Consider the following 25,161-nt stretch of genomic DNA (forward strand, 5'->3'; position numbering starts at 1 on the left):
GCTCTGTGGGACGGGAAGCTTGATCCTCCGTCTTTCGGACAGCGTTTGCGCAGAATACCTCGCCATGCTCATCGGATCACCCGATGTTCGGGAGTACCTCCAAGGTTCTTCCGTCGGCATAACAATGCGGAATCTGAACCAATCCATCCTGCTGGCAATGAGCATCGGCCTGCCGCCCCTCGCCGAGCAGCACCGCATCGTCGCCACGGTCGATGCCCTCATGGCGCTGTGCGACCAGTTGCAGGCCGAGGTCGGTGAAGCGGATGGCATACGCAGCAAGCTGCTCGATTCCCTTCTGCATGAGTCGCTAGCCTTCCAGGAAGCCAGCATCAATGTAACTGTCGGCAGCAGTGCGAGGGTTTGGGCATGATCTTCCCTGACCAGCCCTACATGAATCACGTCAGCGAAGCACTGTGGCGGATCGGCGGCGGCGCATCTGTCATGGTGGGCAGCGGGTTCAGCCGGAACGCCCGGCCCCGGCGCCCGGATCCGCCGCCGATGCCCACGCTCAAGGAGATGGCGCGAGAGCTTCATAGGATGCTTCATCCCTGCGTGGGAAACCCAACGGATTGTCCGCCGCCCGAGCGAGTTCCCCGACTTGCCGAGGAGTACCAAGCGGCGTTCGGACCCATCGGATTGCACGAGGCGCTCCGGCGAATGGTCCCGGATCGCGATTATGTGCCCGGTCCATTTCATGAGCGGCTCCTCCGAATGCCTTGGTGCGACACCTTCACCACGAACTGGGACACGCTCCTCGAACGTGCGCGCGCCGTACCAGCATACGCCGCCGTCCGCGCCCCAAGCGACCTCCCGTCGAGTACTCGCCCTCGAATCGTCAAGCTGCACGGATCTCTGCCGAACCCGCCTCTCATCCTTACGGAGGAGGCCTATCGCACGTACCGGCGCACATACGCGCCGTTCGTAAACACCGTTCAGCAAGCGATGATGGAGACCGTCGTGCTCCTCCTCGGGTTTTCGGGCGACGATCCGAACTTCCTACACTGGTCCGGCTGGGTGCGCGACAACCTTGGCGCCGACGCTCCGAAGATTTACCTCGCTGGCCACCTCCGCCTGTCGCGCACGCGGCGGCGAATGCTGCAAGCGCGCAACGTCGTTCCCATTGACCTCGCGGAACACCCGAAAGCCAGCGAGTGGCCGGATCGCCACCGACTCGCAACGGATTGGATCCTGACCTCGCTCGAATGCGGCCGACCCTATGACCAGACGCGATGGCCAAGGCCGGAGAAGCGGAAGGAGGTTGATTCGCGGCTCGAACCTGTAGCGGCGCTGCGACCCTTGGCCGGTCCCGTCGCCGAACCCGACATGGTTCCGCCCCAATCAACTTCAATTGAGGCCAACAAGGCGGAAGTCACCAAGGTAGTAGAGGCATGGCGGCACAACCGAGAGTGCTATCCCGGCTGGATCGTGTTCCCGCGAGACATACGATCGGACCAGCGGGACACCGTCGAGAGCTGGGCTCCATTCATTCTTGACGTTCTGCCCAGCATGAAGCTGTTGGAGCGTCTGGATGTCATCTGCGAGATGATCTGGCGATTCGAGACATCGCTGGCGCGGATGCCGGAGGCACTGGAAACGGCCGCCAACGAGGTGTTGGTTGCCATCGATTGCCGGACGCGTACGGTTGGCGGCGACAGAGTTGCAACGGCTGACTGGACTGCGATTCGGGCCAAGTGGCGCGATGTGGCCTTGTCGCTCCTGACGGCCGCGCGGTACCGGCTGGATACGGACGGATTCGAGGCGGGCCTTGAACGGCTGACGGACTACATAGATGACGATCCCTGCGCCGCCGAACGGTTTCACCACGAGCGTTGCCTCTGGTCTCTGTGGGAACTGGACTACGAGTCGTTGGAGGAGAGGCTCGGCGAATGGAATGTCGGCGACATGGATCCGATGTGGAAGGTGCGCAAGAGCGCCCTGCTGAGGGACATTGGAAGGGGTTCGGAAGCGAACAGTCTGGTTGAAGAAGCAGTTGCGGAGATCGGAACTATCCCGCAGTCGAGCGGGGAAATCGCAGCAGTGTCTCGCGAAGGATGGGCGCTACGGAGCACGATGTCCCGGGATAACTTCGCGAGAATCCATGGGCGGTTGCGCGAACTCGCACCACTGAAGTGCGACGCACGGGATGTCTGGGACCTGAGTAGCGAGCTGGAACACCTCGATAGGACTGGACAGCCTGCACCCCACTTCGATCTGGGTGTCAAGCGCACGAGCCGCCAATCGATCCGGTCCGCGAACGATGTGCGGACCAGTGCCTACACGAGCGTGCGATTGGCTGAAGTCGCTGGCCTGCCCACTGCCGTGGACTTGATGGTTGTCGCGGGTTCCTTGCTCGCACTTTCGGCCGAGCGGCTTGCGATAGACGATCCGAGAATCGCCGTTTCATTAGTTCTCCGGGCAACGAAGGTTGAGAGCGCCCCGGCGCTTGAGCGTGTCTTGTCCCGAGAACGCGTCGCCGCGCTTCCGAAAAACGAAGCGAGACGGCTCTGCGACGCAACGCAGCGTTTGGCCCTTCATGCCATCAGCCGGATCGAGACGACGAGGCGGCGGGAGAAGAATATCCCGTGGTTAGAACGTGCCCGAGTAGCTATGGAGGGTTGGTCGCGTTTGGTATTGCGGAGGGGTGCCGAGGCCGCCAGCGAGACCTTCCGTCGCGCGCTTGAGTTGTACCGAGACCCGGTGGTGGAATCGCACGTCTTGTTGCACGATGCGTTGGGCAATCTCCTGAGGCGCTCGTGGAAGACGATGCCGCCACACTACCGGGTGAGGTGGATCCTTGACATCCTCGAAACACCAATTCCAAACAACGACGAGGACGGAGCGATCTCCAGGTATCCGGAGCCCGGCGATCTCTTGCGTGATGTGCGGCGACCTCCGGATCGAACGCCAGAGAGCGAGTCTCGTTGGACGAAGGTGGTGGAGACGCTCGTACGAACTGCGGATGGGAGCGGGGAGTTACGCGAGCGAGCCTCCAGAAGGCTTGGCAGGCTTGCGGCCTGGGGGCTCCTGACCGAACCTGAGGCCATGCAAGCGGCGGCGGCTTGGTGGGGAGCCGAAGCAGACGAGGACACCCCTGTCCCCACACAGACCACTCTCCACGACTATGCCTTCATCGTACTGCCGGAACCACGTCCGGGCATGGGCAGGAGGGCGTTCGCGCGAAAATGGCTTGCAGGCGATGCCTCGCAGATCGCACTCACCAAGCTATACGGGTATGGTGCGTCTGGGTTGACTGCGCCCCATCAGAATCCGCGGAGCGCTGACGACATCCTGTATCAGGCGGGACGTGCGGTCGCCTTCATGCGACACCGCGAGCGCAGCCTCGAATTGTCACAGTCCGAGGAGGCCTTCCTCACGGATGTAATCGATCGATGGACGGAAACCGGTGTTCGGTGGGTCCGGGACTTCCCCGACATGGTCTATGCACCGTTTCGTACATCCATGAAACATGCGGGTGACGGACTTGGGTGGGTGCTCTCCGACATGCGGGTGCCCGCTTCTCTGGCCGAAAAGCTCAACCGGAAGGCAAAGGAGTTGCACGGCACGCGCCTGCCAGACAAGGGGATTCCCGCTTTCGCGATACTACCGGGAATCCTGAGATCCGCACCCGAGTTGCTTGACGACATTGCCTTGACGATGGCGGTCGGACTCGCGTCGGCGGATGGAGACATGGCCCGGGACGCATTTCATGCGTTGCACCTATGGCTCCGATGGGACCCGGACGAGACTCTACCATCGCCGCCGGAGCGCTTGGTGCGCGAAGTGGGCGTCGCAACCGCCGGACGGCTAGCGGCGACTGGAGAAGCCCTCGGCATAGCCCAGTGGATCTTCGAGGAAGGCCGCGCCGATCACCGAGAGATTATTCGCGATCTGGTCCTGAGCGGAATGGAATATCTGCTTGAGGAGCTGCGCTACGACCGGGAGACCGCAGCGGCGAACACGCTGGACATCCCGCTGGCGCGATGGCGGTGCATTCAGGTGGCGCGGGCAATCGCGGCCGAGCAATCGGAGACGCCCGAAGTCGTGCGGAGATGGCTGGAATTCGGGCGGGACGATCCGTTGCCGGAGGTGCGGCATGTGGCCGCGAACTGGTCGAAGGAAGGCGGGATCGCGAAGTGATCGGATCCACCTCTAGGGTTGCGAGGGTCGAAGCATGACCCGCGTACCGGTACCGCCGAAGATGCTTCGCTGGGCTTGCAAGCGTAACCGTTCTGCCACGGCTTGACCGAACGGTTGCGTCCACGGACCTCCAATAGGGTCGAATGGAATCCCGTTTAGAAGGTGGGATTAAATGAGGGACACAGCTCGGGAGTATAGATCTTAACTCCTTTATTATCAACACTTATGAAGTCCTCGTTGTGTAGTCCCCCCTACCCCCCCTGTCGGCGACAGGGATGTCGCCGCTCCCGGCGATTGGAAACCGCCGCTCCTTGCTCATTCCGTCGGCACATATTGAATATGCCGGATCCTGGGCGTGAACGAGTACAGCTCCGCCCTCTCGAGGTGGAAGCGCAGGCGGATGGGCCGGCCCTGGATCGGGTGGCAGTCCCGATTCCCGTTCCATTCCAGGACGTGCCGGACGCTGTCGGTGGTGAGGGGCTTGCAGTCTTCTCGGCCGAATCCCTCGATGACCCTTCCGTCCGGAGCCAGGACCTCCACCCGGATCGTCCCGCCTTCCGCGTCGGCGTTGACCTCCAACTCGTCGCCGACAAACACGAGGGGCTTGGTGGTGAGAGTTCCGGCTTTCGCAGCCTGGACTGCGACGAAGCCGTCCAGCCGCAGCGTGGCCAAGCCGACTCCGCTGGACTCCGTGTCGCCGTGGTAGCGGACTCCCCCGTGTCGGGTGGTGCTTCCCAGGTAGTAGATCCGGATCTGGTCGCCGACCGCCAGCGGCGGCTGAAAGGCGTAGACGCTGCCCCAATCCCAGTCCTGGCCATGCTCGCCGTAGGAGAGGATGGCGGATTTCCGGGCGATCCTCCGCCAGTCGCGTCCATCCTGTTCCAACTGGCCATGGGGGATGGCGCCCTCGGGGCCGACCCGGGTCCAGGTGAGGCCGTTGCGGCTGAAGGTCAACTGGGTGTCGGCCCTGTCCATCCAGAGCTTGTCCGTCGGGATGGGCGCGTCGGTCTGGCCGTGGTAGGCCTCCAGCAATCCGATGTAGACCCCCTCGTAGGGCATGATCTTCATCCCGTAGTGCTGGGTTGCGAAGGGCTCGTCCATCCGGGTCCGGCGGATCACAGTGAGCTTGGGAGACCAGTGGACGAAGTCCTCGCTCTGGGTTCTGGCGATGAGCCGGATGTTGGGGGGGCCGAAGCGGAGGTAGCTCACGTAGGCGCCGGATCGCGGGTCCCAGTGGACGGAGCAGATGGTGTCGCTGTGGGGAACCACCGGGTTCAGGGGCTCCGGCGTCCAGCGGATGCCGTCGGGCGAGTAGGCGACGAAGGTGGCCCAGCCGTTGGGGACCTTGGGGTCCACGCCACCGTACATCATCTTGTAGCGGCGCCGGGGATCCGGATCGGCCGGGTCCTTGAAGACGGCCGGAGGATTGGCGTGGACGGGAGCGTCGGCGAGGTTGTTCCCGTCCCGGGTGTTGATGATCGGTTTGTCCCAGGCCAGTCCGTCCCGTGAGGTGGCATAGCCCAGAACGCCCTCGATCTCCCAGCCGTCCGCCGTCTTCTCCTCCTTGACGAAGTAGGGGTACCACATCTTGAAGATCCCCTCCGGCTCGTCGTAAAGGACCGCGCCCCGGTTGAGCTTCTGGGTCTCCCAGGGCCGGTCGGGGACCATCAGGGGATTGCCGCGGTGCTTCACGGCCCGCTTCAGGACTCTGCGGGCTCCCTTGAGCTCTTGGATGACGTGATCGTCGATGAACAGCTCCTTGCCGCTGACGATGACGGCGTCCCCCAGGATCGCGTCGTCCAAGTCCCGGAACGGTCCCGAAGCCGGCGGCTCGGGGATCCCATCCCTCGCGGTGGTTCGTTCCCTCCGCCTCACGTCACCGGCGTCCGGCTGAGGCCCCTCGTTTCGCCACCAGCGCAGTTCCTGGCTCCCGCGCTCGGCGCAGGCCACGATGTCGAGCCTCCCGTCGCCGTTCAGGTCGGCCAGCAGCAGCTGATTGGCGCTGCGCCAATCCTCCTTCAGGACCCGGGTCCGCCAGAGACGGCCTGGGAGGCCCGGGTTTTCGAACCACGCGACGCGGCCGGGAGAACGCCAGGACGTGGCCGCGGCGTCGAGGTCTCCGTCTCCATCCAGATCGCCGGCCACCACTTCGAAGGCGTCCTGAAAACCCCGGGCCAGCACGTGCTTGGGCCAGGCTCCCGCCGCTGGGTTTCCGGTGTTTTCGTACCAGGCGACCTGATGGGTGTTGGCGTCCCCGGGATCCGCGTGCATGCCCAGGGCCATGACGATGTCCATGTCGCCGTCGCGGTCCATGTCCACCGGCTGTCCGTGGGTCGGGTAAGGCGTCTCGGCGTCCACGGAATGACGCTTCCACGACACCTTTCCGCGGTCCCGGCCTCCCTGGTTCTCGTACCAGGCCACCAGGTCCGCCTCATGAACCGTGGCCAGCAGGTCCTGGTCGCCGTCTCCGTCGAAGTCGGCTGCCCGGATGGTCAGGGTCTGGGCGGGGCCGTTGTCCCGTGCGCGAAGATCGTCCTCGATGCGGTGCCGCGGCCAGCCGCCGGTTCCGGGCCATCCCCGGTTCTCGAACCAGAAGAAGTGACTCCCCTTCCAGGCCGATGCGGCGGCATCCATGTCTCCGTCCCCGTCCAGATCGGCCAGCTCCACGTCGTAGGCGTAGGGCATGGCGCGGGTGATCACGAGACGCTGCCACAGCCGGCCGTCCCCCGGGTTCCCGCCATTGCGAAACCAGAGCAGGTTGCCATGGAGGTTCTTGACCGCCACCACGTCCAGGTTGCCGTCACCGTCCACGTCACCGATGGCGTGGCGCTCCAGGCGTTCGGGGTCGTCTCTGAAGATGAAATGGCGCCGGAAGTTTCCGGAGCCGTCGTTCTCCAGCCAGTAGAGGGAATCGTGTCCGAAGGCGTCGGAGCTGGTCAGGTCCAGGTCGCCGTCGCCGTCCAGGTCCGCCGCCGCCACGCCGAAGGCGTAGGTGTAGTCGTCGAGGATCAGGTGCTCGGAGAATCTGGTGGCGTGTCCCGGCAGGGAAGAGCCGGGAACCAGGATGGCCAGGATGAAGAGAATCGGAAGTCGGGTGGGACCGGCCGGAAGGACGGGACTCATCGGGAGCCGCTTGCCTGGGAGCGTCCCGGCGGCCCCAGGTTTCGCCACCAGCGCAGTTCCTGGGTGCCCTTTTCGGCACACGCCGCGATGTCCAGCCGGCCGTTGCCGTCCAGGTCTGCGATCAGGATCTGATTGGCGCTCCGCCAGTCTTGCTTCAGGAGGTGCATGGTCCAGCGCTCGCCCTTGCGGCCGTGATTCCGGAACCACGCCACCCGGCCCGGGGTCCGCCACGAAGTGGCCGCCGCGTCCAGGTCGCCGTCGCCGTCCAGGTCCCCCGCCACCACCTCGAAGGCGTCCTGAAATCCGTCCCGGATCAGGTGCTTGGGCCAGGCGCCCGCAGCCGGAGTCCCGTTGTTCTCGTACCACGCGATCTGGTGAGTGGTCCTGTCCCCGGGCTTCCCGTGCATGCCCATGGCCATCAGGATGTCCAGGTCGCCGTCACCGTCCATGTCCACCGGCTGTCCGTGGATGGGATTGCGGGTGCGGCCGTCCACGACGTGTTTGGTCCAGAGGACGGGGGTCGGCTGCAAGCGCGGCCACGGCGCCTCGGTCGCCGTGGAGCGCCGGTTTTCATACCAGACGGTGAGGTCGGCCCCGGGCGCGGTGCCCAGGAGGTCCAGGTCCCCATCCCCGTCGAAGTCCCCGGCCCGCATGGCCCGGGTCCGGGAGGGTCCGTTGTCGCGGCCGCGGATATCGGCCTCGATCCGGTGCCTGGGCCAGCCTCTACGCCCCGGCCAGCCCGTATTCTCGAACCAGTAGAAGTGGGCTCCCTTCCAGCCGGAGGCGGCCGCATCCAGATCGCCGTCGCCGTCCAGGTCGCCCAGCACCACGTCGTAGGCGTAGGGCATACCCTGGGTGAGGACGACCCTCTGCCAGAGCCGGCCATCCTGGGGCGTCCCGTTGTTCCGGAACCAGAGGAGGTCTCCGTAGAGGTTCTTGACGATGACCACGTCCAGGTCCCCGTCGCCGTCGACGTCCCCCAGGGCATGGCGTTCCAGCCGCTCGGGATCGTCCCGTTGAATGAAAAACTTCGTGAATTCTCCGGTCCCGTCGTTCTGGAACCAGTAGAGGGAATCGTGCCCGAAGGCGTCGGCGCTGGTCAGGTCCACGTCGCCGTCGCCGTCCAGGTCGCCGGCTCCGACTCCGTAGGTGTAGGTGTAGCCGTCCTGGATCAGGTGCTCCGAGAATCGTGGCGCTTGGGCCAGGAGCGGTGGTGCCAGAAAGAAGGCGGTGAAAACGAGGGCAACAGCGCCGTTCATGGTGTCTCCTTAGTCCGCAATCTGTCACAGTCGGGGTATCATTGCAACGGGCCGAACGGTGACGCCCACAGGATTGGGAGTGACAGGTACGAAAGAAGGTATGTTGCCAATCCATCACTTCACACTGATTGTCGATGGTGCCGACCTGCAGGATGATGCGGTCATCGACGCGTTGTTCGAAGCGGGGTGCGACGACGCGACGGTTGGCCGAACCGACGGAATCCAATATCTCGACTTTGACCGCGAAGCAGCCACCCGGGCCGAGGCGATCCGATCAGCAGTGACCGGTGTAGAACGTGTCGATGGTGTCCATGTCGTTCGGATTGCAACCGCCGAACCGCGACCTGCGGTTACGTGAGACTTTGTTTCGCGAAACGGGTCTCAGTCGGAATGCGGAGCTTGTTCGATTGCCTGCTCTTGTCGAGTGGGTCCCGCAGCGCCACCGCCGGGACGGGATGAGTATGACCTGCCGCGCACCTCTCGTCCCTTGAGGCGAAGAGGTTCGAGCTCCGCCCCCTCCTTTAGACGGTAGTGAAGATTGGCCGCGACTCCGTCAAAGGTCTGTACCGCGCCGCTACGCCAACGGACGATCAGCTTCTTCGCCTCCGCCAACTCTCCCAGGCCGAAGTGAAGGCGGAAGTCGTTGGTGGCCTGGTAGCTGGATCCCCCCTGGACCTCCTGCAACTGGCTCCAGTCCCCGGCCTGAAGGATCACCCGGGTGCCGATGGCGCTCCGGTTTGAGGGTTTTCCTTCCAGTGCCAGGTTCAGCCAGTGTCCGGCGCCTCCCGCGCCCTCGTTGCGGTAAAGGGAGGCGCGCTCGTCCAGGTTGTTGACGGCCACGTCCAGGTCGCCGTCATTGTCGAAATCGGCGAAGGCCGCTCCCCGGCTGGACCAGGGCCGGGAGAGGTCCTCGCCCCATTCCCCGGCCGTCTCCCGGAATTTCCCGTTCCCCTGATTCCGAAAGAGGAGCTTGCGCTGGGCGAAGCGGGTGCCCGTCTCGTAGCCGTCCACCTGCGGATAGATGTGCCCGTTGGAAACGAACAGATCCAGCCAGCCGTCGTTGTCCAGATCGGCGAATTGGACTCCCCAGCCGAGGAACTGCCAACTGGGGAAGGCCACTTCCGCAGCGTAGGTGACGTCTCGAAACAGCCGTCCTCTCCGGTTGCGGTAAAGGGTGTGGTAATCGTCCGAGAAATTGGTCACATAGAGATCCAGAAAGCCGTCCCGGTCATAATCGCCGAAGGCCACTCCCATGCCCGCCTGCTCCCGGCCGTCCTGGTTGTAGGCGACTCCTCCCAGCGCCGCTACCTCCAGGAAACGTCCGTCCCCCCGGTTTTGGAACAGGAAGTTGGCCATGGAGTCGTTGGCCACGTAGAGGTCCGGGTCGCCGTCGTTGTCGTAGTCGCCCCAGACGGCTCCGAGGCCGTAGGCGGGAGTCACCGCCAGGCCCGCCTCGGAAGTCACTTGGGTGAAGGTCCCGTCGCCGCGGTTTCGGTAGAGCGCGTCGGGGGCGGCGGTCATCTCTTTGGGGCCGCAGTGGACCGTGATCCCCCGGTAGTTGCACTCGGGCGGGAGCGGGGAATGGGGATCGAATACCACATAGTTGGTGACGTAAAGGTCGATCCACCCGTCCCCGTCGTAGTCGCTGAAGGCGGCCGACGAGCTCCAGCGGGAATTCCCGGCGCCGCTGCCGGCGGTGACGTCGGCGAAGGTGCCGTCGCCGTTGTTTCGGTAGAGGATGTTGGGACCGAAGTTGCACAGGTAGAGGTCGGGCCAGCCGTCGTTGTCCACGTCGCCCACCGTGGCTCCCATGCCCCAGTGGGGACTGGTCAGGCCGGATCCGGCAGTGACGTCGGCGAAGGTGCCGTCGCCGTTGTTGCGGTAGAGGGCGTTGGAGACGCTCCGCGTGCCGGCCAGCAACTCGTCCCACTTGCCCCCGTTCACCAGGTAGAGGTCGGGCCAGCCGTCCCGGTCGTAGTCGATCCAGGCGACCCCGCCACCGATGGTCTCCAGGATGAAATTCTTCTCGGGACTCCCGCTGTGGTGCCGAAAATCGAGGCCCGCCTCAGGGGCGATGTCCAGGAATCGGATGCTCAGCAGAAGAAGGAACGGGATCATGAATGACCATATGGTTCCCCAGGAAAACCTCAGTGTCGAGTGCTGCCGGTCGGCCGCCTGCATCGACCGGATTCAAGACCCGCTTCCTTTTCGCTGCAACGGGGATACTGACCCGAGTCCGCTCGTTGCAGACAATCGCAGAAACGCCTTTGGGTTGTCCGGAAGCCATGCCACTTTCATAATAGATTCCCGGAACTCACCCAATGGCCAGTTGTTGATGGAGAAGGAAAAATGACGAAACAGTGGAAGCGCCGGAGTTTTCTCAGCACTGCGGGCCGCGTTGCGGCGGGGTTGGTGATTCTCCCCAACAGCCGTTCGGTCTGGGGCTACCCGGCCAACGAACGGCTCAATATCGCTGTTGTCGGCGTCGGCGGCATGGGGGCGTGGAATCTCGCTCACTTCGCGGGGGAGAACGTGGAGTACTCGACGGGTATGAGGGTCAAGCCGTCGTCACAGCCGAAGATGACCGGAGAGAACATCGTGGCGATCTGCGACACGGACGAGCGGTCAGCCGGCGAATCGGCTCCCAGGCGCCGGAATCCTCCCGGGCACGCCCTCGCCCGCTATGGACAAGCGAAGAAGTTCAACGATTACCGGCAGATGCTCGACGAGATGGACCGCGAGATCGACGCCGTGGTGGTGTCTACTCCCGATCACACCCACGCGCCGGCCAGTCTTGCGGCGATGCTGCGCGGCAAGCACGTCTACTCAGAAAAGCCGGGAGCCATCTCGGTCTACGAAGCCCGCATGCTGGCCAAGGTCGCCGCCGAGAAAAAGGTGGCGACGCAGTTGGGAACCCAGATCCACGCCTCGGACAACTTCCGCCGCATCGTCGAGCTGGTCCGCAGCGGAGCCATCGGCGCGGTGGAGGAATGCCATATCTTTGTCGGCGGGAGACGCAGGACGCGCGAACGCCCGACGGAGACGCCGCCCGTCCCCAAAGGGCTTCACTGGGATCTCTTCGTGGGAACGGCGCCCTACCGTCCCTATCATCCCACCTATTCCCGCGGCTGCGGCGGCAACTGGCAGGGCTGGTGGGATTTCGGCATCGGGGGTCTCGGCAACACCGCCACCCACTACTTCAACCTGGCCTTCTGGGCTCTGGATCTCCGTTATCCCATCTCGGTGGAGGCCGAGGGGCCGCCACCGCATCCTGAGAGGTCTCCCGAGCAGATCCATGTCCGCTACCGGTTCCCGGCCCGCGGTGAGATGCCGCCGGTCACCCTGACCTGGACGCGAGGCGATCAACTGCCTCCGGTGGTTGCCGAGAACGACTTCCCCGACTGGGCCTGGGGGGTCTTCGTGGGCACCGAGGGAATGCTGCTGGTGAATTACCCGCAGCGGATGCTCTGGCCTGCGGACAAGTTCGCCAAATTCCAGCCGCCCAAGCCCAGCATCCCGCCCTCCATCGGCAAGGAAATCGGCCGCCGTCCCGAGTGGATGGCCGCCTACAAGCATCACGAGGAATGGCGTCGAACGGCCGAGGTGGGGCATCGGGCCGAGTGGATCGCCGCCTGCAAGACAGGGAGCCCGACGAGCAGCCACTTCGGCTATTCCGGACCCCTCACGGAGACGGTCAACCTGGGCGTCGTGGCCCACCGCAGCGGCGCCAAACTCGAGTGGGACGCCGAGAATCTGCGGGTCGCCAACTCTCCGGAGGCGACCGCGCTGCTGAGACGGGAATACCGGTCCGGTTGGACGTTGTAAATCCGATTGAGAATCCGCTTCAGCGGAAGCGCAACGAAAAGAGGTCGGCGTCGGTCATGACGAACCTCAGGCGCACAGTCATGCCGGCCAAGCGCCGGAGTTGGTCCCGATTCCGGCCGCCGGCCCGGCGCCACCGCGCGGTTCCCTCGATTTCGTCTCCCCAGATGGGGATCGAGTCCTGGAGGGAGAAGCCGGCCAACGGTTTTCCGCCCTCATCCTGGATCTCCACCTGAATGCTTCCCGCCGCCGCCGTGGCGTAGTTCAACACCAGGTTCTTTCCTTGAAAAACCAGGGGCCGGGTCGTGAACTCGCCGCCGGGATAACCGGCGCTGACCGAGACAAACCCGTCCAGCCTCAGGCTCATCCGCTGCAGGTGGACGCTGGGATAGGTGTAGTGACGGGTCACGTACAGCGAGATCTCGTCATCCGCGCTCCGGATGATTCCACGGCCCACGAAGTTGGTCCGGTGGATCCAGTTCCGCCGGTCCCGTCCGGGCCGGATGAAGGCCTCCACGAAACGATGCCAGTGCAGGCCGTCGCGGCTGCTCATGAAGACCCCTTCGGAGAGCCCCGGCCGCTCGGTGGCGCTGGCGTAGTCGTAGTGTTGGGGACTCCTCCAGGGCACGAACCGCTTGGGAAAAGCCACGTAGATGTGGGGAGCGCGAAAATAGGGGACGGTCGCGTTGGTGTAGAGATGCTCCTGAGGCGCGTCTCCGTAATCGACCCACGAGCCCTCGGTCCATTCGACGAAGTCCTTCGAGGTGGCGTATTTGAGTGAGCGCACCCCGTGGGCGAAGTCCCGGTACAGCGCCACGTAGTGTCCCCGGACGCCGTCCCAGAAGGCCACGTTGTGGGAATCGAAATACCCGTCGGTGATGACCGGGTCCCGGGCCATCCAGGTCCAGCGCACGCCGTCGGAGGACTGGAGGGGAATCAGGCCTCTCTCCTTCGAGTGGGGCGGGGCGCCGGGAACGGTCCGGTAGAAGCCGATCCCCTTGTAACGGGCCGAATCGGGAGCATCGGGGTTCTCGTCGCGAAAGGGATTGAGCTTGGTGACGCCCCCCAAGTCCAGAATGTTGTTGTCCCGCGAGCCCTGAAATTCCACTTGGCCCAGAGAGGGCCGGGTCCAGTGAATGCCGTCCCGGCTCTCGGCGTAGCAAGTCACCTTCGGGTGCTGGGGAACGATCTTTTCTCCCGGAAGCAGTTCCTCCCGGATGATGTAGTCCGGGTGGGCGCTGCCGCGGTAGTACAAGCGGTAGATGCCGCCGTCGCGGAAGGCGGCGATATGGCCCGGAGTGTTTCCCTCCCAGGGCTGGTCGAAATGGAATACCTTCTCCCGGGGCTGAGGTTGCCCCAGCTCCAGTTCTACGCCGTCCATGACTTCGATGAGATACCGGTCCACAAAGAGTTCCAGGCGGTTCCCGATGTCCAGGACCTCCGGGGAGCTTTTTTGCGGTTGGGACGCCAGGGCGCCCGTCGGGTCGAGCGCAACGGCGGCCGCCAGAAATGACCAGAGCAGCGATCGAGTCGAGAGATCCTTCATGATTCGGAATTCTACATGCAGCGCCGCCCTCCTTTCCGTATTCTTTGCCCCGAGGAACGAGATGATCCGATTCCCGTTTGGTCCCCTCAATTCATTCCGCTACGGGTCCGTCGCCTGCGGAGTCTGGACGGCTGTCTCCGTCATGGCGTTGGCGTCGGGTCCCTCGTCCGAGCCCATCGATCTGGGTTCCCGCCTGGAGCCCCTGGTGGATCGATTCCTGATCCGGTCATTGGCCGGCGGCGCACGCCTCCAGCTCCACAAGCCTCAACGGCGGGAAGTGGTCCTGGTGCACGATGCTCCCTGGGAGGGCAACCTCACCGCCCATCACACCCTCTTCCGGGACGGCGGCATCTACCGCATGTACTACGGGGGCCGGCACTACCAGCCGGGCCGGAAGGTCCGGCACGTGTTGGTCTGCTATGCCGAGAGCCGGGACGGCATTCACTGGACCCGGCCCAACCTGGGTCAGTTCGAATACGAAGGGTCCCGCGCCAACAACATCGTCTGGATGGACGATCCCCGGGCCGGCTCGGAACAGCGCAATCCCATGGCGGTCTTCAAGGACACCAGCCCGGCCGCCGCGCCGGACGCCCGGTACAAGTCGATCGCCCGGGGCGACGACGGCGTCTACGCCCTCAAGTCGCCCGACGGCATCCACTGGTCCCTTCTGTCCAAGGAGCCGGTGATTCCCAAAGGGGACATGTCTCTCGACTCCCAGAACCTGGCTTTCTGGGACAGCCGGAGGGGCCGGTACGTCTGCTATCTCCGGAGCGGGCGCACCCATCCCACGGGGCAGCGCGTCCGCGACGTCAAGACCGCCGTCTCCCGCGACTTCCTGACCTGGTCCGAACCGGTCTTCCTGGAGTATCCGGGAGCGCCGGTGGAGCATCTGTACACCAACCAGATCCGCCCCTATGCTCGCGCTCCCCACATCTATCTGGGGTTCCCCAAGCGGTTCGTTCCCGAAAGAAACCAGGACCGGAAATTCTCGGGAGTTTCGGACGGGATCTTCATGAGCAGCCGGGACGGCATTCGATTTCACCGCTGGGGAGAAGCGGTCGTCCGTCCCGGGCTCCAGCCGGAGCGCTGGGTGACCCGCAACAACATGATCGGCTGGGGAATCCTCACACTTCCCTCATCCGTAGCGGGCGAACCCGAAGAACTCTCCATCTACGCCACGGAAGGGTATTACTCGGGGCCGGCCAGCCGCCTGCGCCGTTACACCTACCGGCTGGACGGCTTCGTGTCGGTGCAGGCGCCTCTGGCCGGCGGCGAAATGACCACCCGGCTCATTCGCTTCAACGGCTCCCGCCTGGTCCTGAACTATTCGACCTCGGCCGCGGGGAGCATCCGGGTCGAAATCCAGGACGAGACGGGCGGACCCGTTCCCGGATTCTCGCTACAGGATTCCCGGGAAATGTTCGGCGACTCGGTGGAACAGGCCGTGAGCTGGAAACGGAACAACGATCTGGGCTCCCTTTCCGGCAGAACGGTGCGCCTTAATTTTCTCCTGAAAGACGCCGATCTCTACGCCCTCCGGTTTCTTCCCTGATCCTGCCTCTTTCATTCGACGGGGCCTCCGTCGCCGTGCAGGTCCCGGAATTGAAAGGCGTACAGCTTCACGTCCCGGAGCTTCCAGTGGAGGCGCACCGGCCGTCCCGAAAGGGCCGACACATCCGGTCCCTTCCGCCAAGTCGCGATGCGCCGGACGGAATTCCCGCCCAGCACCTGCGAATCCTCCAGGGAATAGCCCGGGATCGGTTCTCCTTCCCGGTCCAACAGTGCGATCCGGACCGATCCCCCGGCGCCGGCATCCATGTTCAACTCGAGACGGCTGCCTGAGAAGCGGATCGGCCGGCTGATGATCTCTCCCCCCCGGTAGTCGGCGTCGGCGGACACGAAGCCGTCCAGCCTCAGGACCAGCCGGCTGATCACGCCGTTACCTCCCTGCTCCAGTGCGTCTCTGTCGCCGTGCGTGTAGTCGAATCCCACGTAGTACATCCACAGCTCGTCGCCTCGACGCAGCATGCCCCGTCCCATGTACATGTGACCACTGTCGTAGGAACCGTCCCGGCCTCTTCGCACGAAGGGACTCCGGGAGGGGCGTGAGAAATGAACCCCGTCGCGGCTCACCGCCAGTTGAATGTCCATGGTCCCGTCGTTGCGGCGCGCCGACTCGCCCACGAAGTGGTAGTAGGCGCTGGGAAATACGAAATAGGCCCGATCGGCGAACGGATAGCGGACGGCGGCCGAATTGTAGAAGTCGGCGTCCCTGCGGTCCCCCGAGTCCATGGCCAGCACGATCCTGGCGGGAGGCCACCGGTCCAGCCGGTCCGTCGTCATGCGCCAGATCTTCCGGCCCTTCCTCACGCCGGCGGGGAGGACCGGCCGAGCCAGCGCGCCCCGGGAATCGAAGTGACCGATGGTCTTGGTGTAGGCGACGTATCTTCCGATGGCCGGATCCCAGAAGGCCACGTCGTGGGTGTCGCTGATCTGGCGCGTGGCCGGTCTTCCGTACAACGGCTTGAAGCTCAACCCGTCGGCGGAGGCGTAGACCCAGGATCCGGCTCCGGCGACCCGGTCCTCAAGCATCGCCACGCGGTTTCTCCCGAAGTACTTGTATCGCTCCTCCGGCGCAGCGTTGGGATCGAGATGTTGTTCTGCCTGGAGCCCCGAAACGCGTAGGCGCCGACGATGGGCTTGCGCCAGTTGATGCCGTCGTCCGACTCGGCGTAGCAGACCGTGCGGTAGGGGAGCTGATCCTCCGGTTGACGGTCGTACATGGCGTCATACCACATCCGGAATTTTCCCTGGTCCTCCATGACGGTACAGGGATAGCCCACACGGACTGCTTCCCAGGGACGATCCGGGCCGGGCGCGAGGTTCCGTTCCCGGGTCTTGTGAGGCGGGTTCACGGTCAGCCGGACACCGTGCCGCGAGGAGACGAACAAGTCGTCGACGAAGAGCTGTTTCTTCGATCCCACGTCGATGACGGTTCCGGCAGGAGAAGGGTTGGCGTAAAGGGGAAGCGGGTGCAGGAGCAGCAATGGAACCAGGCTGAAGATCGTCCGACTCATCGCTTCGCTCGTAAGGACTCCTTGAGGCCCTTGGCGGGAGACGCCGTCCAGTGTACCGTTCGGACCGGGATCCTGCCCATGAGTTCAGAGCCTCGATCCAGTCCTAAGCGCCCCGGCTCCGCCAGGAGCCGGTCTCGCCGGGAGGTCTTGAAGACCGCCGCAGCCTTGACCGGCGCCGCGGTGGGGGCCCCGTCGCTGCTCCGGGGCCGGGAGAGACGGCCCAACGTGCTGCTCATCATCGCCGACGACCTGGCCGCCTGGATGACCGGCTGCTACGGCAACCGGGTGATCCGGACGCCCCATATCGATCGTCTGGCGGCCGGCGGCACCCGTTTCGAGAACGGGTTCGTCTGTACCCCCATCTGCTCTCCCAGCCGGGCCACGCTGATGACGGGACGGATTCCACCCCAGACCGGGATCCACGACTGGCTCACGCCGCGCCCCATTGCCAACCCCCCACAGGGACAGGCGCGGCTTCCCCGGAGCTGGCGCGACGAGATCTTCATCTCCGACCTGTTGAAGGAGGAGGGCTACCGTTGCGGCTACAGCGGCAAGTGGCACCTGGGAGAAAACGGCCGGCCCCAGCATGGTTACGGGTTCTGGTATACGCAGGACCGCCCCAACCGGAACCAGGATCCCAACATGTTCCGGGGCACACAGCCGGTCACCGAGAAGGGCTACATCGCCGACCTCATCCACCAGGAGGGCATCCGATTCCTGGAACAGGTCCGAGGCCGGCGCGAGCCCTGGTTTCTCACCTTGTCGCACTTCAATCCGCACACTCCGTACGCGGGTCATCCCCAGCAGTACTACGACATGTATGCCCAGGAGGACTTCGAGTCGGTGGGATTCGAGCCCAAGCGCCGGGACGCCCTGCGGGAGGCGGAGCTGATGGACGATCCGGTCACCAACATGAGGGGCGCCGCCGCCTCCACCACCGCCCTCGACGACCGGATCGGCCGGATTTTGGACTACTTGGACGATAACGGCCTGACCGGGAACACGCTGGTCCTGTTCGTGGGTGACAACGGCTACCTGCACGGCCGCCACGGCCTCTGGAGCAAGGGAGAGGCGGCCTGGCCTCCGGTCATGTACGAGGAGGTTCTGAGGGTCCCCACCTTGTGGCGCTGGCCGGGAAGGATCGAGTCCGGCGCGGTGCGCCGGGAGCTGGTGAGCTTCTACGACGTTCTGCCCACCCTCTGCGAATTGCTGGGCATTCAACTGCCGCGGGAGGGCCATTACTGCGGCCGGAGCTACGGGCCGCTGCTCGAAGGGCGGAGGCCGGACGGCTGGGTGGACCGGGTCTACGCCTACCTGGGCAACACCTACTGCGTCCGGGAACCTCGATACAAGTACGTGATGCGCAACCAGGGTTACGGTCCCAACGAGTTGTGGGATCTGGAGACCGATCCCACCGAGCATCGCAACCGTGTCGGCGACCCGGCGCTGGCGGGAGTCACGGACCGGTTGCGCGGAGAGTTGGTCAACTGGTTGCGGCGGTACGGCGAGAAGTGGGCGGTTCTGCCCTTCGAGGAAGGCAGGGTTTGAAAATGAGTCGATATCCAAGTGGACTTCGATGGGTGACCTTCGTGATGTTGCTGGGTCTGGCGTTGGGATGCCGGCCGCCGTCCCGCGTGGACCGGAGGGCACCTGATTCAGACCGGCCGGGAGCGAGGCTCATCCTCTACAGCGGCTTCGACAGTCTGGGCAAGAGCGAGGGCTGGCACAGCTACGACTACGACGGCGGCATCGAGAGCGGTCCCGACCTGTTCCATCCGGTGAGCTGGGAACCCAGGGGAGGCGCCTTCGGTTCGGGATACATCTGGACCGACGATTCCCGCTGGAGAATCGACACCCCGGAGCAGCCCAACTCCATTCTGGCGCTGATCTTCTACCGCAGGTGGGTGGGCGGCCCCAAGCTGGACCTGCGGGGAGCGCGGATCTCCGTGAACCTGCGGGGAGACGACCTGGACCTCAAGGGCGCCCAGTGCTACTTCTGGGCCCACATCCGAAACAACCGCTGGCACTTCACGGACCAGCCCATCCCCATCTCCCAGGGATCCTGGGGACGGCGCCATACCTTCGTCCTGGAGAACGACGAGACCAAGTGGACCCGCACCTGGGCCTGGACGGGTCCGGCCAGCCTGGACCGGGTGTTGAGGGAATGCGTGAGCTACGGGTTCTCCTTCATCGGATTCCCGGAAGGAGAAGAGGTGACGGGGCGGCTCTCCATGGACGTTCTTCGGATCGAGGCCCGGGTCGCCGACATGCGGTGACCCGGTTAACGATCCTTCATGATCTCCCCGTAACTGTAGACGATTCCCGTGACGGCGGGCTCCTTCTCGAACGCCGCAACGAGGCTCTTGCGGAGCTCGGGCGTCTGTGAGCCCCGTCCGTGGGCGGGATGGCGGAAGCTCATGCGGAAACCTCGGGGCGCCAGGTAGAGGCCGGCTCCGGATCGCTTGCTGAGCGGACCATAGCTTTGCCGAACGGCGTCCTCGATGGGTGGAAGGCCCATGTCCTCTTCCTGATTCTGGATGTACCCCATGGCCCTCTGGGTCCGGTTGGGATAACGGGCTCTCTCGTTGGTGATGTGACCCACTACCAGTGAGTCGATGATTCCCTCGGAGACCCACCGGCGCCACTGCAGCTTCATGTTGCCGAAGGGAGGCCCGATATAGTCTCCCTGCGCCACTCCGATGGAAAGGGTCTGCCCTTTCTTCTTGAGGTGCTCCTTCACCTCGACCAGAAACCGGGTCAGGTACTCCCCCCGGAGTTCCCTCCACTTCTCCAGATCGAAGCTGGCCTGGAGGATGTTCCGGCCGTATCGGCGCTGATACTCCTTGACGATGGGCTCGTTGTACCCGAACTGGTCGGCATGCTCGGCGGGCGGCGAATGCGTGCGCACACTGAGAAAGACGCCGTCGAAATCCAGAGGATCGGCGAAAGCGCGGATCACCCTGAGCATGTATTCCCTCACCTCGGGGTAGGCGTACTCCATCACGCCCCAGTGATACTTTCGCTGATTGGCGGTCAGAGACCGGTCGGCGGAGAGGAACTGGGGGTTCTCCCGGGTGAAGTTCGATTGCCATGAGAAAAAATCGGAGTCGCTGTAAAGAACGTGCTCCGGGCATCCCTCATCGAAGATGGTGATCCACATGTCGACCTTCATGCCCTGGTCTTGTATGGCCTGGACGGCGACTTCCAGCAACCGCTGTTCCCAGGCCTGTTTGGTGGTCTTCAGCCACTCCTGTATGTAGGCGTTCCTGTAACTGGGTTTGATCTGGTGAAAGAGGAGAACCCGGAAGTCGTCGGCGCGAAACAGGACCCTGTCCACGCCCCGGTCCTTCCAGATCCGGGCCGCCTCGACCACCTTTTCGGGCGTGTCGAGCTGTGCCGTGCCCTCTCCCCTGTGTTGCCAGATGACGTCGCCCCAGCTCAGGATCATGAGCTTCTCCTTGGCCTGGACAGGCAGGGAGAGAAGGAGGATGGAAGCAGCGGTCAATAGTGTCCTGTTGAGCATGTCTTGATTCCAGTCTTGGTTTTTCCCGGTCCGCCGCGCAAGAGGAGGGAAGGCTACCAATCGACGATCGAACCGTCGTCCCTATCGTAAATCGTCCGGGACTCGCGCGGTTCGCCGACCCTCGCCATCAACTTGTCCTCGTCGATGGTGATGCCGAGACCGGGGTCCGTCGGCAGCGGACGGTGCCCGTTTCTGACCGGGGGCAGCGGTTTGGCCAGCAGGTCGTGCTCCAAGTCGCCGCGCTCCTGGATCAGGAAGTTGGGGATGCACGCCGCGATCTGGAAGCTGGCGGCCATCGACACGGGACCGTTGGGATTGTGGGGGGCCAGCGGAGCGTAATACGCCTCGGCCATTCCGGCAATAAGCCTGAGCTCGGTGATGCCGCCCGCGTAGCAGACGTCCGGCTGCAGGATATAGGCCGCGCGCTTTTCCAGGACCTCGCGGAATCCCCACTTGGTGAAGATGCGCTCTCCCGTGGCCAGCGGGATATGGGTCCTGGCGGCGATCTCGGCCATCACGTCCACGTTGAGCGGCTGCACCACCTCCTCGTAGAACCACGGATGGTACGGTTCCAGCGCCTTGACCAGCAGCATGGCCGTCGGCGGCTGAACAGCGCCATGGAAGTCGATTCCGATGTCGACGCCGTCCCCGTACTTCTCGCGCAACGCCCGGAAGTTCTCCACCACGGCGTCCACGTATCTCTGGCCTTCGATGTACTTGATCGCCTGGCGTCCCATGGCGTTGGGGCCGACCTTCATGGCGTTGACGCCGGTCTCCTCGTTGACCTCTCCGTAGACCCGGATGCGGTCCCGGGTGGGCCCTCCCAGCAATTTGTACACCGGGACGCCGTAGACCTTTCCCTTGATGTCCCAGAGCGCCTGGTCGATGCCGCTCAGGATCGCCGTCTTGATGGGACCCCCGCGGTAGAAGGCCCCGCGGTGGATGGCCTGCCAATGGTGCACCACCCGGCACGGGTCCTGGCCCACCAGATAGTCCCCGACCTCCAGAGCGCCGGCGGCGCACGCCTTGGCGTCGTCCTTGAGCATCTCGCCCCAACCCACGATCCCGGCGTCGGTGGACACCTTGACGAAAACCCAGGTGTTGGTCAGCACGAAGGTCTCGATCTTGGTGACCTTGATCTTGTCGTTGGGGCCGACGGCCGCGGCGCTGGTGCGCCGGGCGGTGAAGAGGGCATCGAGACCGAACATGGCGCCCGCTGCGGCCCCGACGCGGAGCCATTTGCGACGGTTCATAGTTGGCACAATGTTAGCGTGAGGAACGGCGGTTTCCAACCGCCGAACTCCTTATACTCGCGCGAGGGCCGAAAGCTGGAGACCTGCCATGAATGTCTACGAACGTCTGGGTGTGAAGAAACGGATCAACGCCGCCGCCAACGGGACGTCCATCGGCGGGTCCATCATGTTGCCCGAGGTGGTGGCGGCGATGCAGGAGGCCGGCCGTTCCCACGTCAGCATCCCGGAACTCCTGGAAAAGGCGGGGAACCGGATCGCCCAAATGGCGGGAGTCGACGCCTGCACCATCACCAACGGAGCGGCCGCGGGAGTCGCCGTCTCGGTCGCCGCGTGCATGACGGGATCGAGCAACGCCCGGGTCCACCAGTTGCCCGACACGGCCGGGATGAAGGACGAGGTCATCGTCCAAAGGATGCAGATCAACTTCTACGAGCTCATGATCCGGCTGACGGGAGCCCGGATCGTCCCCGTCGGCCTGGCCAATCGAACCTATCCCTGGCACCTGGAGGCGGCCTTCACCCCTCAGACGGCCGCGGTCGTCCACTTTCCCGCCTATTCGCCTCCCACCGATCTCCCCATCGACCGGGTCGTCGAGCTGGCCCATGCCCGCGGAGTCCCGGTGATCGTGGACGCGGCGGCCGAGTTTCCTCCCTTCTCGATCCTGAGCCACTACTGGGATCTGGGAGCCGACCTCACCATCGTCAGCGGCGGCAAGGGCCTGCGGGGACCCCAGTCTTCGGGACTGATCCTGGGACGCAAGAGCCTGGTCGAGGCCTGTGTCATGAGCGGCAGTCCCAACCATGGCGTGGGACGCCCGATGAAGGTGGGCAAGGAGGAGATCGCCGGTCTCCTGACTGCCGTGGAACTCTGGTCCGACCCCGGGTTCGAGGAGAAGATGTTCGACTGCTGGCGGCGTCGCGCCGGTTCCATGATCGAGATCCTCGCCCGGGTGCCGGGTGTCCGGGCGCGGACGGGAGATTCGCCTTCCGCGTCGACCGGACTGGCGGTGCATCCCGACGGACTGCCGTTCGCGCGGGTCGAATGGGACTCCGAAGGAATCGGCAAGGGCGTAGGACAGGTGATGGCGGAGTTGTGGGAAGGAGACCCGAGCATCATCGTGGCGGAGACGCCGTCCGGCATTCTACTCAACCCCGCGACACTGGAGCCGGGTGAAGCGGAGATCGTGGCCAAGCGGGTGTCCGGCGTCTTGAGTGGGTAGATCCGGGTCAGGGTTGGCCCTGGCCGGTGTAGGAGGACGGTTCCCGGCGCGTGGACCAGGTCAACCCGCGGACCCGCTCCGGATCCCGGTTGGGAAAGACGAAGCTCAGCAACCAGGCCGTGCCCAGCGCGGCCAGTGTGGAGGAGGGGATGATCCAGGTGAATCCCATCCCCTGGGCGGCCAGCCGCTGCGCGAATTCCGGACTCAGCCACGCGCCGACCAAGTCGATGGCCGAAGGCCCCAGGACCCGAAGCAATTCTCCCGAGTAGGCGACGGCGAGCGCGGTGCCGACACCGGCCAGGGCCGCGGGCCAGACCGCGCGGCTGCCGGCCCGGGGAATCAGCATGCCCGCCAGGAACAAGCCGCCCATCCCTCCCGCCAGCGAGTTGAAGGTCTTGGGGAGGATCGTCGGGATGTCGGCGGTTCCGGTCAGCCGGTCGAAAAAGATGGCGAACAGGGTGACGGCCAGTCCCACCACCAGTGTGATGACACGGGCCTGGACCACGTGGTTCTTCGTCTGCCTCTTGCGCAAGCGGCCGAAGTCGATGGTGGCCACGGTGGCGAAGGAGTTGACGCCCGAGTCGATGGTGGACATGGAGGCGGCCAACAGGGCGGCAAAGATGGCGCCGGCGAGTCCGGCGGGAATCCGGGTCGCGACGAAGAAGGGAAAGATGCCGTCCCGATCCTTGCCGCTGGCCGGATCCAGTTCCGGAGGCAGCATTCCGGGTCCTTGGGTGAAGTAATAGATCAGGCTGGCGCCGATGACCGTGAGCAGCGTCAGCAGCAGGACGTCGACGGCGGCGCTGGTGAGGTAGCTGCGCTTGGCCGCCCGCAGGTCCACGGTCGAGAAGTAGCGCTGCATGATGGTCTGGTTGGCCGTGTGGGCCATGAGCGTCCAGAGGCAGCCTCCCAGGATGAGGGTGACCACCGTGGCCGGTATGGTGGGGTCCAACGAAGCCAGAGGCATGCTCTCGTTGGCCCTGGCGTTCACGGCCTGGATCCAGTCCAGCGGTCCCGATCCGGTGGACACGGCCACGAACCCGATGGCGAACAGGCCGCCCCCCACCAGGAGCGCCACCTGGATCACGTCGGTCCAGATCACGGCGCGGATCCCGCCCATCATGGTGTAGAGGGTGGCGACGATCCCAACGCTGACGATGATGAGCACCAGGGGCAACCCGGTGGCGACGGCCAGCGCCCGGGCGGAGAGGAGCACGATCACGCCCATGTAGATGGTCATGAACAGCAGGAACAGGGTGGCTCCGAGAAGCCTCACCGAGAGGCTGAACCGATGTTCCAGGTACTCGTAGGCAGTGGTGAACCGGAAGCGGACGAAGAAGGGAATGGTGACGAACAGCACCAGCACCACGGTGATGGCGATGCCCGCCAGCGTGTTCAGGAAGATGGCGAAGCCGAAACGCCAGACCACCCCCGGGGTCCCCAGATAGGCGACGCTGGAGAGCAGAGTGGCGATCAGGCTGACCCCGACGGCGAACCAGGGCATGCGGCGTCCGCCCAGGAAATACTCCTCGTCGCTGTGCTGCCGCTTGGCCAGCCTCCAGCCCAGCAGCATCATGCCCACGAGGTAGGCGACCAGGATCAGGTGATCGACGACGTGAAGTCTCACCGGGAATTCTCCCCGCCTGACATCGTTCTGCAAGACAATTTGCCCGGATGCGTTCGCATGAGTTGAAAGATGCCTTGGAATCTATCCTGGAGGGACGATCTGTCCGGAACGGTCCAGGAGATCATACTCCGACCCCGGCTTGGGATCACGCTACGGCCGGGGATGGAAGCCGGCGGTATCCTTCGCTGGTCCGGTCGCGAGCCGGCCATTGGTTCCGGAATATCAGTTTCGAACGTCACCAGTGGGCGAAGGACTCCCGGACTCGACGGTCGGCATGGAAAGTCGCTATCGTACTCGGAATGAAGACCACTATTTCGTCCAAGGGGCAATTCGTGTTACCGGCCAGGTTCCGGAAACAGGACCAGATTGAGCCCGGTCAGGAGTTCGACGTCGAGCGCTTGGATCGAGGTGAGTATCGGTTCGTTCGGCGGACGAAACCGCCGAACGAGGGTCTGGTCGACTGGTTGCTCAGTTGTCCCGAAAAAGGGTTCTTCGCTCCCATCGGCGCTGGACTTGACAGCCGACGGGGAAGTCGAGGTTGAATTCACCGTTTGCTCTCCGTTAGCGGGAGACAC

General features: G+C 64.4%; 17 protein-coding genes. 8 read left to right on the forward strand and 9 right to left on the reverse strand.

The window, feature by feature from the left end:
• Together OXT71_21790 and OXT71_21795 are read left to right on the forward strand one after the other, a co-directional pair.
• Nucleotides 1-370, forward strand: a 370-nt coding sequence (locus OXT71_21790; protein MDE2929028.1) for a restriction endonuclease subunit S, incomplete at its 5' end; no start/stop codon positions are given.
• A complete protein-coding gene (locus OXT71_21795) occupies nt 367-4,137 on the forward strand; it encodes an SIR2 family protein (protein MDE2929029.1) in 3,771 nt (1,256 codons plus the stop codon). The genes OXT71_21790 and OXT71_21795, both read left to right, overlap by 4 nt.
• A 315-nt stretch (nt 4,138-4,452) precedes the next feature.
• Here the strand turns inward: OXT71_21795 and OXT71_21800 are convergent, their stop codons facing one another.
• On the reverse strand, nt 4,453-7,260 hold the full coding sequence (locus tag OXT71_21800) for an FG-GAP-like repeat-containing protein (protein MDE2929030.1): 2,808 nt from the start codon (nt 7,258-7,260) through the stop codon (nt 4,453-4,455).
• Complete coding sequence (locus tag OXT71_21805; protein ID MDE2929031.1) at nt 7,257-8,519, reverse strand: VCBS repeat-containing protein; 1,263 nt, start codon at nt 8,517-8,519, stop codon at nt 7,257-7,259. The genes OXT71_21800 and OXT71_21805 overlap by 4 nt, the downstream gene beginning before the upstream one ends.
• Before the next feature lie 100 nt (nt 8,520-8,619).
• Here OXT71_21805 and OXT71_21810 point away from each other — a divergent pair, with 100 nt between their 5' ends.
• Entirely contained in the window at nt 8,620-8,877 is a 258-nt protein-coding gene (locus tag OXT71_21810) for a hypothetical protein (protein MDE2929032.1), read from the forward strand.
• A 23-nt stretch (nt 8,878-8,900) separates the two neighbouring features.
• Here OXT71_21810 and OXT71_21815 read toward each other — a convergent pair whose 3' ends face one another.
• A complete protein-coding gene (locus OXT71_21815; protein MDE2929033.1) occupies nt 8,901-10,637 on the reverse strand; it encodes a CRTAC1 family protein in 1,737 nt (578 codons plus the stop codon).
• 231 nt (nt 10,638-10,868) lie between these two features.
• Between OXT71_21815 and OXT71_21820 the strand changes: the two genes are divergently transcribed.
• Nucleotides 10,869-12,344 carry a Gfo/Idh/MocA family oxidoreductase gene (locus OXT71_21820; protein MDE2929034.1) on the forward strand — a complete coding sequence of 492 codons (1,476 nt, stop codon included), beginning with the start codon at nt 10,869-10,871 and terminating at the stop codon, nt 12,342-12,344.
• A gap of 19 nt (nt 12,345-12,363) precedes the next feature.
• Here OXT71_21820 and OXT71_21825 read toward each other — a convergent pair whose 3' ends face one another.
• Nucleotides 12,364-13,887: a hypothetical protein gene (locus OXT71_21825; GenBank protein ID MDE2929035.1), complete on the reverse strand. Its 1,524-nt coding sequence runs from the start codon at nt 13,885-13,887 to the stop codon at nt 12,364-12,366.
• 61 nt (nt 13,888-13,948) lie between these two features.
• Between OXT71_21825 and OXT71_21830 the strand changes: the two genes are divergently transcribed.
• On the forward strand, nt 13,949-15,439 hold the full coding sequence (locus tag OXT71_21830) for a hypothetical protein (protein ID MDE2929036.1): 1,491 nt from the start codon (nt 13,949-13,951) through the stop codon (nt 15,437-15,439).
• Nucleotides 15,440-15,450: 11 nt separating this feature from the next.
• Here the strand turns inward: OXT71_21830 and OXT71_21835 are convergent, their stop codons facing one another.
• The gene (locus OXT71_21835) at nt 15,451-16,485 is read right to left on the reverse strand and encodes a hypothetical protein (GenBank protein ID MDE2929037.1); all 1,035 of its coding nucleotides are present in this window, start codon (nt 16,483-16,485) and stop codon (nt 15,451-15,453) included.
• Complete coding sequence (locus tag OXT71_21840; protein ID MDE2929038.1) at nt 16,419-16,964, reverse strand: hypothetical protein; 546 nt, start codon at nt 16,962-16,964, stop codon at nt 16,419-16,421. Before OXT71_21840 ends, OXT71_21835 begins: the two co-directional genes overlap by 67 nt.
• 147 nt (nt 16,965-17,111) lie before the next feature.
• Here OXT71_21840 and OXT71_21845 point away from each other — a divergent pair, with 147 nt between their 5' ends.
• A complete protein-coding gene (locus tag OXT71_21845; protein ID MDE2929039.1) occupies nt 17,112-18,512 on the forward strand; it encodes a sulfatase-like hydrolase/transferase in 1,401 nt (466 codons plus the stop codon).
• A gap of 2 nt (nt 18,513-18,514) precedes the next feature.
• Nucleotides 18,515-19,240 carry a hypothetical protein gene (locus OXT71_21850; GenBank protein MDE2929040.1) on the forward strand — a complete coding sequence of 242 codons (726 nt, stop codon included), beginning with the start codon at nt 18,515-18,517 and terminating at the stop codon, nt 19,238-19,240.
• A gap of 5 nt (nt 19,241-19,245) precedes the next feature.
• On the opposite strand, the gene OXT71_21855 is transcribed toward OXT71_21850, so the two are convergent.
• Both OXT71_21855 and dgoD read right to left on the reverse strand, forming a co-directional pair.
• A complete protein-coding gene (locus OXT71_21855) occupies nt 19,246-20,487 on the reverse strand; it encodes a family 10 glycosylhydrolase (protein ID MDE2929041.1) in 1,242 nt (413 codons plus the stop codon).
• A 53-nt stretch (nt 20,488-20,540) separates the two neighbouring features.
• Nucleotides 20,541-21,740 carry a galactonate dehydratase gene (gene dgoD, locus OXT71_21860; GenBank protein ID MDE2929042.1) on the reverse strand — a complete coding sequence of 400 codons (1,200 nt, stop codon included), beginning with the start codon at nt 21,738-21,740 and terminating at the stop codon, nt 20,541-20,543.
• An 88-nt stretch (nt 21,741-21,828) separates the two neighbouring features.
• Here dgoD and OXT71_21865 point away from each other — a divergent pair, with 88 nt between their 5' ends.
• Nucleotides 21,829-22,959: an aminotransferase class V-fold PLP-dependent enzyme gene (locus OXT71_21865; protein MDE2929043.1), complete on the forward strand. Its 1,131-nt coding sequence runs from the start codon at nt 21,829-21,831 to the stop codon at nt 22,957-22,959.
• A gap of 7 nt (nt 22,960-22,966) precedes the next feature.
• Here OXT71_21865 and OXT71_21870 read toward each other — a convergent pair whose 3' ends face one another.
• On the reverse strand, nt 22,967-24,586 hold the full coding sequence (locus tag OXT71_21870; GenBank protein ID MDE2929044.1) for a sodium/solute symporter: 1,620 nt from the start codon (nt 24,584-24,586) through the stop codon (nt 22,967-22,969).
• Nucleotides 24,587-25,161 lie beyond the last annotated feature (575 nt).

This window comes from Acidobacteriota bacterium (genome assembly GCA_028874215.1).
In the GTDB taxonomy this organism is placed as follows: Bacteria; Acidobacteriota; UBA6911; order RPQK01; family JAJDTT01; genus JAJDTT01.

Excerpts from the sequence above, each read along its gene's own strand:
- OXT71_21795 (MDE2929029.1), top strand. The coding sequence starts at position 367 with ATGATCTTCCCTGACCAGCCCTACATGAATCACGTCAGCGAAGCACTG.
- OXT71_21800 (MDE2929030.1), bottom strand. The coding sequence starts at position 7,260 with ATGAGTCCCGTCCTTCCGGCCGGTCCCACCCGACTTCCGATTCTCTTC.
- OXT71_21805 (MDE2929031.1), bottom strand. The coding sequence starts at position 8,519 with ATGAACGGCGCTGTTGCCCTCGTTTTCACCGCCTTCTTTCTGGCACCA.
- OXT71_21810 (MDE2929032.1), top strand. The coding sequence starts at position 8,620 with ATGTTGCCAATCCATCACTTCACACTGATTGTCGATGGTGCCGACCTG.
- OXT71_21815 (MDE2929033.1), bottom strand. The coding sequence starts at position 10,637 with ATGATCCCGTTCCTTCTTCTGCTGAGCATCCGATTCCTGGACATCGCC.
- OXT71_21820 (MDE2929034.1), top strand. The coding sequence starts at position 10,869 with ATGACGAAACAGTGGAAGCGCCGGAGTTTTCTCAGCACTGCGGGCCGC.
- OXT71_21825 (MDE2929035.1), bottom strand. The coding sequence starts at position 13,887 with ATGAAGGATCTCTCGACTCGATCGCTGCTCTGGTCATTTCTGGCGGCC.
- OXT71_21830 (MDE2929036.1), top strand. The coding sequence starts at position 13,949 with ATGATCCGATTCCCGTTTGGTCCCCTCAATTCATTCCGCTACGGGTCC.
- OXT71_21840 (MDE2929038.1), bottom strand. The coding sequence starts at position 16,964 with ATGAGTCGGACGATCTTCAGCCTGGTTCCATTGCTGCTCCTGCACCCG.
- OXT71_21850 (MDE2929040.1), top strand. The coding sequence starts at position 18,515 with ATGAGTCGATATCCAAGTGGACTTCGATGGGTGACCTTCGTGATGTTG.
- OXT71_21855 (MDE2929041.1), bottom strand. The coding sequence starts at position 20,487 with ATGCTCAACAGGACACTATTGACCGCTGCTTCCATCCTCCTTCTCTCC.
- dgoD (MDE2929042.1), bottom strand. The coding sequence starts at position 21,740 with ATGAACCGTCGCAAATGGCTCCGCGTCGGGGCCGCAGCGGGCGCCATG.
- OXT71_21865 (MDE2929043.1), top strand. The coding sequence starts at position 21,829 with ATGAATGTCTACGAACGTCTGGGTGTGAAGAAACGGATCAACGCCGCC.